Source organism: Streptomyces sp. NPDC059866 (genome assembly GCF_042731325.1).
Taxonomy (GTDB): Bacteria; Actinomycetota; Actinomycetes; order Streptomycetales; family Streptomycetaceae; genus Streptomyces; species Streptomyces flavusporus.
In genome coordinates this window covers 1-14,131 of the sequence record NZ_JBHWJT010000058.1, presented here as the reverse complement: position 1 = coordinate 14,131, position 14,131 = coordinate 1, and the positions used below count along the sequence as shown (strand labels likewise).

10 protein-coding genes and 1 pseudogene are annotated in these 14,131 nt (G+C 72.6%); 7 read left to right on the top strand and 4 right to left on the bottom strand.

Features of this window, described 5'->3' with window-relative positions; translation table 11 throughout:
* The first annotated feature begins 24 nt into the window (after nt 1-24).
* The 3 genes from ACFV7R_RS43170 to ACFV7R_RS43160 are packed head-to-tail and all read left to right on the top strand — an operon-like array spanning nt 25 to nt 3,093.
* Nucleotides 25-831, top strand: a complete 807-nt coding sequence (locus ACFV7R_RS43170; protein WP_385275135.1) for an STM4013/SEN3800 family hydrolase — start codon at nt 25-27, stop codon at nt 829-831.
* On the top strand, nt 828-2,201 hold the full coding sequence (locus ACFV7R_RS43165) for an STM4012 family radical SAM protein (RefSeq protein ID WP_385275089.1): 1,374 nt from the start codon (nt 828-830) through the stop codon (nt 2,199-2,201). The genes ACFV7R_RS43170 and ACFV7R_RS43165 overlap by 4 nt, the downstream gene beginning before the upstream one ends.
* Nucleotides 2,202-2,211: 10 nt before the next feature.
* Nucleotides 2,212-3,093 carry an STM4011 family radical SAM protein gene (locus ACFV7R_RS43160; RefSeq protein ID WP_385275086.1) on the top strand — a complete coding sequence of 294 codons (882 nt, stop codon included), beginning with the start codon at nt 2,212-2,214 and terminating at the stop codon, nt 3,091-3,093.
* A 261-nt stretch (nt 3,094-3,354) separates the two neighbouring features.
* Here the strand turns inward: ACFV7R_RS43160 and ACFV7R_RS43155 are convergent, their stop codons facing one another.
* From ACFV7R_RS43155 to ACFV7R_RS43145, 3 genes are all read right to left on the bottom strand, one after another.
* On the bottom strand, nt 3,355-3,879 hold the full coding sequence (locus ACFV7R_RS43155; protein ID WP_385275083.1) for a hypothetical protein: 525 nt from the start codon (nt 3,877-3,879) through the stop codon (nt 3,355-3,357).
* Nucleotides 3,880-3,954: 75 nt separating this feature from the next.
* Nucleotides 3,955-4,917: a hypothetical protein gene (locus ACFV7R_RS43150; protein ID WP_385275080.1), complete on the bottom strand. Its 963-nt coding sequence runs from the start codon at nt 4,915-4,917 to the stop codon at nt 3,955-3,957.
* A gap of 332 nt (nt 4,918-5,249) precedes the next feature.
* Nucleotides 5,250-6,605, bottom strand: coding sequence for an esterase/lipase family protein (locus ACFV7R_RS43145; protein WP_385275078.1), 1,356 nt, complete (start codon nt 6,603-6,605; stop codon nt 5,250-5,252).
* 159 nt (nt 6,606-6,764) lie between these two features.
* On the opposite strand from ACFV7R_RS43145, the gene ACFV7R_RS43140 reads away from it, so the two are divergent.
* Entirely contained in the window at nt 6,765-11,147 is a 4,383-nt protein-coding gene (locus ACFV7R_RS43140; RefSeq protein WP_385275075.1) for a hypothetical protein, read from the top strand.
* A gap of 173 nt (nt 11,148-11,320) precedes the next feature.
* Here ACFV7R_RS43140 and ACFV7R_RS43135 read toward each other — a convergent pair whose 3' ends face one another.
* On the bottom strand, nt 11,321-11,671 hold the full coding sequence (locus ACFV7R_RS43135; RefSeq protein ID WP_385275072.1) for a winged helix-turn-helix transcriptional regulator: 351 nt from the start codon (nt 11,669-11,671) through the stop codon (nt 11,321-11,323).
* A gap of 64 nt (nt 11,672-11,735) precedes the next feature.
* On the opposite strand from ACFV7R_RS43135, the gene ACFV7R_RS43130 reads away from it, so the two are divergent.
* The 3 genes and pseudogenes from ACFV7R_RS43130 to ACFV7R_RS43120 form a co-directional block, all read left to right on the top strand.
* Complete coding sequence (locus ACFV7R_RS43130; protein WP_385275069.1) at nt 11,736-12,635, top strand: LLM class flavin-dependent oxidoreductase; 900 nt, start codon at nt 11,736-11,738, stop codon at nt 12,633-12,635.
* Nucleotides 12,632-13,942, top strand: a complete 1,311-nt coding sequence (locus ACFV7R_RS43125; RefSeq protein WP_385275066.1) for an FAD-binding oxidoreductase — start codon at nt 12,632-12,634, stop codon at nt 13,940-13,942. The genes ACFV7R_RS43130 and ACFV7R_RS43125 overlap by 4 nt, the downstream gene beginning before the upstream one ends.
* Nucleotides 13,943-14,036: 94 nt before the next feature.
* Nucleotides 14,037-14,131: pseudogene (locus tag ACFV7R_RS43120) on the top strand (FMN-dependent NADH-azoreductase); the annotation flags it as partial.

Below are 14,131 nucleotides of genomic sequence, written 5' to 3'. Positions count from 1 at the left end.
TCGGCGGGCATGCCGCCGATCGACATGAACGAGGTCGTCGGCAGCCACGACCTCCTGATGGTCACGCTGGACACGCTCCGCTACGACGTGGCCCAGGAGCTGGCCGCGGCCGGCCGCATCCCGAACCTGGCCCGGCATCTGCCCGGCGGCCTCTGGGAACGCCGCCACGCCCCCGGCAGCTTCACCTACGCCTCCCATCAGGCGATGTTCGCGGGCTTCCTGCCCACACCGGCCACGCCGGGTCCGCACCCCCGGCTCTTCGCCGCCCGCTTCGCGGGCAGCGAGACCACCGCGGACGGCACCTTCGTCTACGACACCCCCGACCTGGTGTCCGGCCTGGCCGCCGTCGGCTACCGCACGGTCTGCGTCGGCGGCGTGGGCTTCTTCAACAAGCGGGGGCCGCTGGGCTCCGTGCTGCCCGGCTTCTTCCAGGAGAGCCACTGGGAGCCGGAGTTCGGCGTGCCGTCGCCCACGTCCTTCGAGGCACAGGTGGCCTGCGCCGAGAAGGTCGTCGCCAAACTCCCGCGGGAGCAGCGGCTGTTCCTCTTCGTGAACGTGTCGGCCCTGCACCAGCCCAACTGGTTCCATCTGCCCGGCGCCACCCGCGAGGCGGGCGACAGCCGGGCCACCCACGCCGCGGCCCTGGAGTACGTGGACCGGCACATGGGCCGGCTCTTCGCGGCCGCCCGCAGCCGCCGTCCGTGCTTCGCCGTCGTCTGCTCCGACCACGGCACCGCGTACGGCGAGGACGGTCACACCGGCCATCGCATCGGCCATGACGTCGTCTGGACCGTGCCCTACGCCCACTTCTTCCTCGACGAGGCCCGATGACCATCACCGAGACGACCGGCACCGAAGCGGTGGCCCCGCCCGCCGTCCGCCCGTACCAGCACTATGTCTACGCGTACCCGCACAAGACCGCCTACCGTCCGCTGTCCCGGGAGCACGCGTCACTGCGCGCACTGTGGGCGGACGAGCCGAAGACCGCCCTCTCCCTCTACTTCCACATCCCCTTCTGCGAGGTGCGCTGCGGCTTCTGCAATCTCTTCACCCGGATCGGGGCGCCCGACGGCCTGACCACCGCCTACCTGGACGCGCTGGAGCGCCAGGCGGCCGCGGTGCGTGAGGCGCTGGGCGACGGGGCGCGGTTCGCGAACGCGGCCTTCGGCGGCGGCACGCCGACGTTCCTCGAGGCCACCGAGCTGGAGCGGCTGTGCGATCTGGCCGAGCGTGGCCTGGGCGCCGATCTGACGGCGATCCCGCTGTCCGTGGAGGCCTCGCCCGCCACGGCGACCGCCGACCGGCTGACCGTGCTGGCCGCGCGCGGCACCACACGGCTGAGCCTGGGCGTGCAGAGCTTCGTCGACGCCGAGGCGCGCACCGCCGTCCGCCCTCAGCGCCGGGCGGACGTCGAGGCGGCACTCGCCCGGATCCGCGACTCCGGCATCCCCGTCCTCAACATCGACCTCATCTACGGCATCGGAGGCCAGACCGAGGAGTCCTGGCGCCGCTCCCTCGACGCCGCGCTCGCCTGGCGCCCCGAGGAGCTGTACCTCTATCCGCTCTACGTCCGCCCGCTCACCGGCCTGGGCCGGCACAGCGGCCCGGCGCCGGCCCACGACGAGTGGGACGAGCAGCGACTGCGCCTGTACCGCCACGGCCGCGACCACCTGCTCGCGCACGGCTACGCGCAGGTGTCGATGCGCATGTTCCGCCGCGCGGACGCGCCGACCACCGGCGGGGAGGACTACGCGTGCCAGACCGACGGCATGGTCGGCCTCGGCTGCGGCGCCCGCTCCTACACCTCCCGGCTGCACTATTCCTTCGACTACGCCGTGGACATGCACCGCATACGCGGGATCATCGACGACTACACGGCACGCACGGCCGAGGACTTTCGTCACGCGGACTTCGGCTGGGAGATGAACGAGGAGGAGTCCCGGCGCCGCCACCTGCTGCAGTCGCTGCTCCAGGCCGAGGGCATGCCCGTCGCGGACTACCGGGCCCGCTTCGGCACCGCGCCCGGTGACGACTTCGCCGCCGAGCTGGACCGGTTCGGCGACCGGGGCTGGCTGGACGACTCCGCCGGTCCGGAGCGCTTGCGGCTCTCCCCCGAGGGCCTGGCCCATTCCGACGCGCTGGGCCCCGAGTTGTTCTCCGCCGCCGTGCGGGAGCGCATGGCCGCCTACGAGCTCAAGTGACGGAGCCCGCATGGACCTGACGATCCTCTACCGCGGCCCGCTGGCGTCGTGCGACTACGACTGCCCGTACTGCCCCTTCGCCAAGCGCCGGGACAGCCGCGCCCAACTGGCCGCCGACCGCACCGCGCTGGAGCGCTTCGCCGACTGGGCGGCCGCGCACCGGGAAGACCGGCTCTCCCTGCTGTTCACACCGTGGGGCGAGGGCCTGGTGCGCTCCTGGTACCGGCGTACGCTCGTGGAGCTGAGCCGGCTGCCGCACATCCACCGGGTGGCGATCCAGACCAACCTCAGCTGCCGTACGGACTGGCTGGCAGCCGCCGACCGGGACACCCTCGCCCTGTGGTGCACCTTCCACCCCGGCCAGACGCCGTACGACCGCTTCCTGGCCAAGTGCCACGACCTGGCCGCCCGCGGCATCCGCCACAGCGTCGGCGTCGTCGGCCTGCCCGGGCATCTGGAGCACGCGCGCCGCCTGCGTGCCGACCTCCCCGCCCATGTGTACCTGTGGGTCAACGCCGCCGAGGGCCATACGTACACCGATGCCGAGGCCGACCGGTGGACCGCCCTCGACCCGCTCTTCCCCTACAGCCGCCACCCCCACCGCAGCGCGGGCCTGCCCTGCCGGACGGGCGAGTCCGTCATATCCGTGGACGGCGAGGGCACGGTCCGCCGCTGCCACTTCGTCCGGTCGGAGCTGGGGAACCTCTACGACGGCTCCTACCGGAGGGCACTGCGCCCCCGCGCCTGCCCGCTGGCCGTCTGCGACTGCCACATCGGCTACGTCCACCTGGAAACCCTGCCGCTGTACGACGTGTTTGCAGGAGGAGTCCTGGAACGAATCCCCGCCGAACCGCCCGCCGCTCCAGCACTCGGACGCACCGCCGGTCCGTGACCTCCCTGCCTGCGCGGCAAGGTGTCCGACGAGATCGGGACCCATCGCGAGGAGCAGCTCCAGGCCGGCCGGCCTCACCGGGTTCCGCTCTTTGTCGTTGCTCCCCGCTCGTCGCGAGTGAGCGGGTACGGCGAACGGCGAGTGAGTGGCTACGGCGAACGGACATGTCGCTGAGCGATCCGACCCCGCGGCCTGGCTGCCGGCGGCACCGGATGACCCACCAGGTCCTCCGCGGACCGATCGTGTGCCCTGGGTGACCGCTCAGGTGCCGAGACTCCGAATGGTCTCCTTCACCAGACGGCTGCCCTTGGGCTCGTACCACGAGGTGTACGACGACAGCTTGGCAACCGCCGCGCCCAGCCACTCGGGATCGCCGAGCCGGTCCAGCGCCTTCGCCTCGGTGAGCTGGTCGAACAGCGCCTTCAGCACAATGACGTGGCCGCCCGTGTAAGAGCGCTCGTGATGCGTGTACCGCACCGACCACGGCTCGTACGGATGGCGCAGGATGCCGCGCAGGGAGCAGCCGTCGCGGCCCATGTCGGCACCGGGCGCAAAGCCTCCGACGAGGCCTCCGAAGGGGGTGACATGCCACCTCCGGTAAGCGGCTCGCACCTTCAGCTCCACGAGCCTGGACCACTCCATGGCGAGCAGTGGTGCCGCCTCCCCGCGCCGGCGGTGCTCCAGGCCCTCGGGCGTGAGCGCGATGGACAGGCCGTCCTTCCGCGTCGGGTCTCCGATCACCCACCGGTCCCCGATCAGCTCCAGCGGCCCCAGGTGCTGCGCCATGGCCTCTCCCTCTGTCCTGCCGTTCGTCCGACCGGGAACATAACCGACGCCTGGAGACCGCCCACCGGCGGTGCGTCACCCGTGCCCGTGCTCCGCCGAGCCGCTGTCCTCGGTGTGCTCGTCCTCCTCGGCGGCGGTGTCGCTGCCGAGGTCCGCCCGGACGGTGAAGCTCGCGGTGCGCACCTTGCCGTCGTGCTTGAAATCGAGGAAGAGGCGGTAGGCCTGGGCGCTGGGCGCGGTGGCGGTGAAGGAGACGGTCGGCCCGGGCTTCGTCCTGGCGTCACCGGCTTCGCTGTTGGGGTGGACGTGCAGGTAGGCCAGGTCTCCGGCGCGCAGCGCCACCAGGTGCCCGTACGCGCCGAGGTAGGGCTGTAGGTCGGTCACCGGCTTGCCGTCCTTGCGGACCTCGAAGGTCAGGTCCTGGGCGGAGCCGGTGTCGAGGTCCCCGTGCAGGGTGACCGTGTAGCCGTCGGCCTTGCTGGTGCTCACCTGCTGGGGCAGCTCCTGCGGCTCGTAGTGCCCTGCGACCGCCAGGTCTGTGCCCAGGGTGAGGCTTTCGCCGTCCTCGGCGGCCGGGGCGAAGTCCGCGAAGAGGCGGTAGTCGCCGGCCGTCGGCAGGTTCACGGGCGTGCGCCACGTGCCGTCAGCCGAGCGCGTGGGGTGCAGGTGGCGGTAGACGGTCAGGTCGCGGGAGGCCAGGATCAGGTGGAGTTCCTTCTCCTGCTCCACCTCGTAGTCGGTGACCGGCCGCCCCTGCGCGTCGAGGACGGCGAACCGGATCTCGGCGCCGCGCCCGCGCTCGATCCGCTGGGTCTTCAGGTCGATCGAGTAGCCGTGGGCCGAGACCTGCAGCCCCTCGGGGACTTCTGCGGCATTGCCCGCGCCGCCGGCCTCCGCCGCCTCTGCCTCACGGCTCGTTTGCGTACCCGCCTTGGTGTCCGCGTCGTCGGACCCGGCGAGGCTGCCCACTCCGTACGCCGCGCCCAACACGACGGCGAGTGCTGCGGCGAAGCCGGTGATCTTTGGCCAGGTGTTCATAAGCGTCTCCCAGGAATGGCCGCCGGAGGGGACCTCCCCCGAAGGATCTATACCCCGGTGGGGTATAGGAAGTCGAGTTGAATATACACCCTGGGGGTATACGAATCCCGGCTGCCCCACGCGAAGAGCTACAGGCCTCTTGTTGCACCTCGGACGGCAGTCGCCCGAACGACGGCAAGGCGTGCCGCGTGCGGACGGTGGACGTCGGCCTCGACGGCGGGCGGGCCAGGGCCGTCTCCGACGGCGAACCGGACGACCGGCAGATCACCGAGGTCGCCGACAAAGCCGACGAAACGGCTGCCCGAGTTCCGCGCCCGCGGCCCCGACGAGGGCTACGGCTGGGCCGCCAGCACGATGCTGCTCACCTCGTGTACCCGCCCGGCATTCACCGGATCTCCCACGGTCACCCGCCAGGTCCCCGGGCCGGGCAGGGTGAGGTGGGTGCCATAGCGGCCGGCCCCGAGGTTGCGCAGGGTCTTGCGACCGCCGGTACGGCCCGTCTCGGCGTCCTCGGCGCCGGCGGACAGCAGCAGCCGGTCGTCGTCGGCCGTCACCTCCACGTGGCAGTCCGTGCCGTCGACGGCGTCGGGCACGTCGACGGTCAACTCCTGCCTGCCATCGAGGAACTCGCGTGGATCGCGGGCGGTGAGCAGGGCCTCCACCTGGTTGAGCAGTGCCCGTTCGTTCTGCAGCGCCCCGTGCTTCTGGGCGAAGAAGCGCACGGTGGAGTCGTCCGTCGACTGGGCCGGGAAGCAGGAGAACCGGGGGACCGTGCCGTCGCCGAAGTGGTCGGTTCCGTCCAGGTCCCGCCGGCCGTCGAGGCCGTCGGCGGTGAACCGCGCCGTCTGGCGGGTGGGCTGGTGGTAGCCGCCGAACACGTGCAGGGCGTAACCGTCGCTGTCGGCCCGGTCCAGCTCCTCGTGCAGCCGCAGCGCGTCGGCGGCCAGGTCCTCGTCCACGCCGGAGACACGAGCCCGGCTCAGGGGAGAGCGCAGGCCGTCGGCGCCGACCAGGCACGGCCAGGTCGGCAAGAGCTGGTGGAGCGACGGCATGGAGCGCGCCAGCCGGGTGAACGGCTCGGACAGCCGGCCCAGCCGCGGCGCCACTCCCCCGTGCAGCGAGGTGAGCGCGTTCACCGAACCGCGGTAGGGCGTGCCGATGGTGACGAGGCTGCGGGCGTGCCGGCTGCCGCCCAGGACGTCCAGGTAGTAGCGGACCACCAGGCCCCCCATCGAGTGCGCCACGAACACCGCTCGCGCCGTGGGGTCGCCGGTGCGGGTGCGCCAGGCGGCGAGTGCCGGTTCCACCCGGGCGGCGAGCCTGCGCGCGTTCAGCCGGACCGAGAGCCGCCAGTCGTACGGGAAGGGCAGGAGGTTGCCGTTCCGCTCGGACACGCCCAACCGACGTTCCAGGAAGGTCAGGAGTGTGCCGTAGCCGTCGATGGCAGAGACGCCCGGCAGGATGTGCAGCCCCTTGATCAGGCCCACGGCTTCGATGCCGTCCCCGGGATCGGCGTCCCCGAGGTCGCGCGGCAGGGCCAGCGCTTTCACGTCGTTCAGCCGGTGCAGCGCATGCCGTCCGGCCACCGCGAGGGTGTGGTTCCAGACCTCATGCCCGCCCTTGGCCAGAACGCTGCCCATGATGCCGGGCAGGACGACGACCAGATCCGTCACCGGAAGTGTCGGCACCGATTCCCCCTGTTGCTCAACTCGCCGTACCATGCGACTGGTTGACGGCAGGCCACATGCTATGGCCGCGCCCTTGGCTTCGTCCCGCCCAGGACGCAGGGGGTCCGTCGGCACATCAGGGGGTTCGGCAACGGGGAGCACCACAGTGCGGTGGCGCGCATGACGGACGACGGCAGTTTCGTCCTGGTCGGCGTCGGTGACTACCAGGACCCGAACTGGCCACGGCTGGGCCATGTGCCGGCCAGCGTGGAGCGGCTGTACCGGCTGTTCCGCACTCTCGGTTACGGTCACGAGCTGCCGGACCTGGCCGCCGGCGGCGACTTCGCCACCATCACCCAGCGGCTGCGGGCATGGCACGGCGGCGGCTCGCGACTGGTCCTGTACTGGACGGGGCACGGCTGCGTCGACGCGGGTGAGCACTTTCTGATCGCCGCCGACTCCCCGGGCACCCGGCTGGACGAACTCAGCGCGGTCACCGCGAGGGCTCTGGCCCGCTTCCTGGCGCACCGGGAGTTCCGCGAGGTCCTGATCCTCCTCGACTGCTGTGCGGGCGGGGCGGCCGCCTCCAGGATCGCTGCAGAGATCTGTGAAGTGCTGGACCGCACCAGCACCGCCGGGCCCGAGCGGCGGTTCGCGGTGATCGCCTCGGCCCGCGGCTACGACAGTGCCGAGGACGGGCTGTTCGCTCAGACGCTGGAGCATGTCGTCCGGCACGGTCCCGAGGACCGGCGCTGGACGGAACACGACGCGACCATCCGTTCCGACGAACTGGCCGACGCGATCACCCGGGTCCTGTCGGACCGCGACGCCGCGACGGCGTTCCGCGCGCTGGGCGCGCCCGTCCCGGACCTGCGCAACCCGCTGCATCCGTCGGCCACCGTCCCCGACGAGGACGTGGAGACCAAGCGACTGCGTCGGCAGCGGTCGGCGGACGTGGACCAGCACCTCGTGCTCTCGGCCCGGGGCATCGAGGTGGGCGAGACCGGCTGGTACTTCTGCGGCCGCGAGCGACTGCTGCGACGCCTCATCGACTGGCTGAAGCGCGCCGAGCGCGGGCTGTTCGCGGTCACCGGATCGCCCGGTACGGGCAAGTCCGCACTGCTCGGCCGGATCGCCACCCTCTCGGTGCCCGCCCTGCGCGCCGTCGCCGAGGAGGAAGGCGCGCTCAACGACACACCCAGCTCGGCGCTCCCGCCGCTGGGTTCGATCGATCTTGCGCTGTCCTGCCGGAACAAGACTCTGGACGACTGTCTGCGCGCCGTCGCCGATGCCCTGAACCTGCCCGCGAGCAGCGACGGTTGGCTGCCGGCGGCGCAAGTGGTGCGGCAGGTCGGCGAACTCGGCCGACGGGTGACGGTCGTCCTCGACGGGCTGGACGAGGCGAAGCCCGCCGAAGCGGTACCGATCGCCGCCGATCTGCTGCGCCCGCTCGCCGATCTGCCCGGCGTACGGGTCCTCGTCGGCACCCGCCCGCACCGGGCCGGCGGCACGACCGTCACCGCCGGCACCGGCCCGTTGCTGCAGGCGCTCGCCCCCGACGAGACGGCGGTGCTCGACGACGAGCCGGAGACCCATGCCGACGTCACTGCGTACGCACGGCGGCGGCTGCTGGGCGCCGAGCACTCTCCGCTGCGCGGCCGGGAGGCACTCGCCCGGGACTGGGCGCAGCGGATCGCCGGGGCCAGCGGCGGGATCTTCCTGTACGCGCGGGTCGCCACCCGGGCCGTGCTGGGTGCGCTGGCGCGGTCCGGTGGGGCTGACGAACGGCCCGACCTGGACCGGCTGCTGGCCGGCAACCTCACGGCCGTACTCGACGAGGAGTTCGGCCGCTTCCCCGACCCGGAACGACTGCGTGACCTGCTCCGCCCGCTGGCCTGGGCGGAGGGTGCCGGGCTGCCGCGCCGGGACCTGTGGCCGGCTCTGGCCGAAGCGCTGTCCGGCCGTGGGGCCCGCTATGGCGACGAAGACATCGCCTGGGTGCTGGAGCACGCCGGGTTCCATGTCGTCGAGTCCGGCGAGTCGGGTCAGACGGTGTACCGCCTCTACCACCAGGCGCTCATCGACCACTTCCGGAGCACGTCGCCGTGGGACGCGCACACCCGGATCAGCCGGGCGCTGCTGGCCACGCTGCCCGGACGCGGGCCTGCCGCCTGGCAGTCCGCCCATCCCTACCTGCGCAGGCATCTTCCGGCGCACGCGCTCACGGCGGGCCAGCTGCCGGAAGTGATGCGCGACCTCGGCTTCCTCGTCTGCGCCGACCCCACGCGTACCGCCGCTGCCGTCCGCGCCCTGACCGAACGGTTCACGCTGCCGGTGGCCCGCCTGTATCTGCGCACCGCGCATCGGCTGCCCTCGCTGTCACCGCAGGAGCGGCTGCGGACTCTGCTGATGACGGCGATGTTCGAGGAGCCCACCCTCATCGGCTGGTTCCGGGGCCACGCCACCGTGCAGGCGACGCTGGAGGCCGCCTCGACGGCCCCGGACGACTTCAGCATCGTTCTGCACGGGCATTCGGGTCCGGTGCTCGCCCTGCAGGCCCTCGATGCGGGCGACGGGCGGGAGGTGATCGCCTCGGCGGGCGGGGACGGGACGGTACGGCTGTGGGAGCCGGACACAGGTGAGACACGGATGGTGCTGACCGGCCCGCAGGCGACCGTGACGGCGCTGACCTCGCTCACCGACGCCGAAGGGCGTCGGCTGCTGGTGGCGGCGGCCGGACGCGACCTGCACGTGTGGGACCTGGACAGCGGTGCCGGGGTCGCGGTCCTGCGCGGCCATTCGGACACGGTGCTGTGCCTCACCGCCTTCGACGGCGGCGAGGATCCCCTGCTGGTCTCCGCGGGCGAGGACCGCTCCGTACGGCTGTGGCGCACCGACGACTGGAGCGCGACCGTGCTGACGGGCCATGTGGGTCGAGTGACGGCGGTGGCCCCGGTACGGCTGCCGGGCGGGCGCCGGTTTCTGCTGTCCACGGGCGCCGACTGCGCCGTACGCCGCTGGGAGGTGGACGGGCCGCTCGGGCCGGAAGCTGCTGGAGTGCTGCGGGGACACACCGGCACGGTCTACGCGCTCGCGTCCCTGGGGACGTCGGACGAGGGGACGTTCGCGGTGTCCGGCGGGGACGACGGCACGGTACGGGTGTGGGACGTGGAGCGGCTCGCCCTGCAGCGGGTGCTCCCCGGGAAGGTGCGCGAGGTGCGGGCGCTGGTCCCGTTCACCGGGCGGGGCGGCGGCACCCTGCTCGCGGTGGCGGGCCGCGGGTCGCGGATCACGATCGTCGACCCGTACTCCGGTTCCCTCCGGCGGGTACTGACGAACCGTATGTCCGCCCTGCCCGAGGAGTCCGGTTCCCGGGCGGCCACGGGGACCCAGGTGGTGCCGGTGGACTGGGAGAAGCTGTCGTCGGGTGTGCAGGGCCGCTACATGGTCGCGGGCGGGTCGTACGCACTCGCCCCGGTTCGGACCGGTCGGGGCAGGGACTTCTTCGCCTCCGCCGGGTGGGACGGCGTGGTACGCCTGTGGGCCTCCGACAGCGGCGGCTCCGGCGCGCTGCCGGACTACGACAGCCGCCGGGCACGCCGGGTCGCAGCCTTCCCGCAGCTCCTCGACGGTCTGCCCTGGGGACTGGCCGTGGCGGGGGCCGGGGGCGGCGCGTGGCTCACCGACGCGCGGGGGCAGAAGCGGGCCCGGCTGTGGACGGCGCGACGCCTGATCAGCCACGTCGCGCCACTGGTACTGCCGGACGGTCGGCCGGTCGTCGTCCTGGTGGAGGACGAGGGGCATCGGTTGCATCTCGTCGACGTCGAGACCCGCGAGGAGGTCACGGCGGGTGAGACCGTGGCGGCGCTGCACCAGTTCAAGGGGCCGGTGGCCTCGTTGCAGACTGCCGTGGCGCCCGGCTGGATGACGGGTCTGGTGGTGAACTACGACGACGCCCCGCCCCGGGCACTGCTGTGGCTGCCAGGTGACCGGACCCACGTTCTCGACGGTCTGAAGGAGGGGCCGGTCATGACGGCGGTGCCTTGCATACGCCCGCGGGCGGAGGCTCACCTGGCCGCGGTCACCGACAGCGGGATGATCCTGCTGCGCGGCTCGTCCACCGGCTGGGCGGAGGGCGCGGGCGAAACAGCGCGTCCGCCCGTGGCCGGCCTGTCTCCCGTGGCCGTGCGGACACCGTCCGGGCACTGGCAGCTCGCGGTGCCCGTGCAGGACACGGACGACTTCGGGGGCGCGCTGGAACTCTGGGATCTGCAGAGCGGTGACGGCAAGGGTTCCGGCCGCGAACTCAGCCATGACGGTACGCCGTTGACCCATCTGACCCGGCTGGTCCGGTCCGACCAGGATCTCGTCGTCGGCGCCTGCTCGGACCACACCCTACGCGTCTGGAATCCGACCCGGCCCAGCCGTGCACCTCTCACGATCCCGCTGCCGGGAGCGGTCGGGGACCTGACCACCGCCTCCCCCGACCTCGTGTACGTCCTGGTCGACGAGCACTGGTTCGCGCTGCGGCTGACGGGCCTGGGCGCCTTGCTGTCGGGGTGAGGCCATCGCCGTCGATCCGGCTGTGAGGTGAGCGCGGGCCTGTGTCGCCACGGTTCGGTCCTCGCGGGCACCGCCCAGGGTCCCGCCGTACGCGCTTGCGTCGCCGAGCAGGCCCAGGGTGCGGCCGAGGAGCACTCTCCCCGTGGGCAAAGCCGCGCTCGCCGACGAGGAGGTCACGCGGACGACGGAACCCGCCCCGCACCCCTGGGGCCCGAGCGGTGCATGTTCCACTGCACGAGCGGCTGCAGGGCGTCCAGCAGTGCCCGGCCGTCCGGGGCCAGCCGGTAGCGGATCTGTACGGGCGTGGTGGGGATGACGGTGCGCTCGATGAGGCCCGCGGCCTCGAGTTCCTTCAGGCGCTGGGAGAGCAGCCGGTCGGAGATGCCGTCGATCATGGCCCGGTACTCACCGAAGCGCCGGGCCCCCTGGTGGGCGGCCTGCAGCACCGAACCCGTCCAGCGGCGTCCGATCAGTTCGAGGGTGCCCTCGAAGCGCGGGCAGGTGTCGTCATGAATGGAGTCCACTTACAAAAGATTAGCACCTTACCCTTTGTTTTGCCGGTGGCGCGGTTCGGCGCACCGTGGACGCATGACCGACTACGGACGCCCGCTCTCCTTCGGAGTGAGCCTCGACCCCTCCGCCGGGGCATGGGCCCAGACCCGGCGCCTCGCGCGCAGGGCGGAGGACTCGGGCCTCGACCATCTCGCCGTTCAGGATCATCCGTACCAGCCCGGCCACCTCGACACCTGGACCCTGATCACCCATCTGTCCGCGGCCACCGACCGCATCTCCTTCCTCACCGATGTCGCCGATCTGCAACTGCGGCCGCCGGTGATGCTCGCCAAGGCCGCCGCGTCGCTGAGCGTGCTCACCGGCGGACGGATACAGCTCGGTGTCGGCGGGGGCGGCATCCCCGACGCCATCGCCTCGATGGGCGGACCGGCGCGACGCGGCCGGGACATGGTGGCGTTCGCCGAGGAGTCCCTGGGGCTGCTGCGCACGGCCCTGGCCGGGGACGTCGTACGACTGCACAGCCCGTACCACTCCGTCGACGGTTACCGCGCCGGCCCGGTGCCCCCGAAGCCCGTCGAGCTCTGGCTCGGCGCCCAGAAGCCCCGGATGCTCGCCGTCACCGGCCGGCTGGCCGACGGCTGGATCTCTCCGCTGAACATCTACGTCCCGCCGCAGGAGGTCCCCTCGCGGCAGCGGATCATCGACGAGGCGGCCGCCGACACGGGCCGCGACCCGCGGACCCTGCGGCGCGTCTACAACGTGATCGGTGTGATCGGCGAGCACGGGGACGGACCCGGGCTCGTCGGCGATGTGCGACGGTGGGTGGACACCCTCACCGAGTGGGCCGTGGAACTCGGCTTCGACACCTTCGTCTTCTGGCCCGCCACCGACCCCGAGCGGCAGCTCGCACGCTTCGCCGCCGAGGTCGTACCCGCGGTGCGTGAGCGCGTCGACGCCGTCCGGAGCGGGCGATGAACCGCGCCCTCTCCACCGTGCCGGCCGAACTCGCGGGCAAGGTGGTCACGCCCGACGACCGGCGCTACCGGCTGCTCCGCTCCACCTACACCACCGTCGGCAACCCGGCCGCCGTCGTTCTGCCCGAGTCCGCGGGCGACGTCGCGGCGGCGCTGCGGCTCGCGCGGGAGACGGGGCTTCGGGTGGCCGTCCGCAGCGGCGGCCATGGCCTGTCCGGCAGGGGCACCAACGACGGCGGGCTCGTCATCGACCTGAGCGCGCTGCACCGGGTCGATGTCATCGACCGCGGCTCCCGGCTGGTCCGCGTCGAGGCGGGCGCCCGCTGGGCCCAGGTCGCCCGGACGCTCGCCCCGCACGGGCTCGCCATCAGCTCGGGCGACCACGGCAACGTCGGCGTCGGCGGCCTCGCCACCGGGGGAGGCGTCGGCTGGCTGGTACGGCAGTACGGGCTCACCATCGACCACATCCGTGCCGTCGAGGTCGTCCTGCCCGACGGAACGGCCGTGCGTGCCGATGCCGAGGCCGAGCCCGACCTGCTGTGGGTGATGCGCGGGGCCGGCGCGGGAGCCGGGATCGCGGTGGCCTTCGAGATCGAGGCCATGGAGCTGCGCGACGTCGGCTACGCACAGCTGGTCGCCGCGGTGGACCCGGCCGGTCGGACGCTGCGCCGCCTGGCCGACGTCATGGCGCGGGCGCCGCGCGAGCTGTCGACGGCGGTGATGCTGTCCTCGCGGGGCGCCACCGCCGCCGCGTTCATCACCGCGGTCGTGGCCTCGGACAGTCCGTCCGTCATTCGGGATGCGGTCGAACCGCTCCTCGGTATCGGGGACGTGATGGTCCAGCAGGCCCACATCGTCCCGTACCCGGAGCTGGTCCCACCGCTCCATCTGCACGCCAACACCGGGCAGATGCCGTCCAGCACGACCAACGGACTGCTCACGGACCTGACCCCGGACACCGCCCGCGCGCTGGTCACGGCGTCGGCCGCCCCCGACCCGGTCCTGATCCAGCTGCGTTCACTCGGCGGCGCCACCCACGACCCGGCCCCCTCGGACACGGCGTTCGCGCACCGCCACCAGAACACCCTTGTCGTCGCCTCGGCGTTCCCGCCGGACGACCGCGCCACGCTGGCCGCCGCCTGGACCCCGCTCGCCCCGCACACCGACGGCGCCTACGTGAACTTCGAGAGCGCCCCCGACGAGGCGACGTTCGCCCGCGCCTACCCGGGAGCGACCGGCACCCGCGTCACCGACCTGTGGAAGCGCTACGACCCCGACGGTGTCCTGCGCCCCCGGCCGCCGGCCTGACCGCGGCCCCATCGACCACCTCACCGACCACGAGCCCCGCGGCACCCGCCGCGGACGCCCGCCCTTCCAAGTCACCTCTTACCGGAGATACTTCATGGCCACGTTGCTGCACATCGACTCGTCCGTGTTCCCCGCGTCCGCCTCCGCGTCCCGGGCCGTCGCGGAGACCTTCCGCAGGGCCTGGGAGGA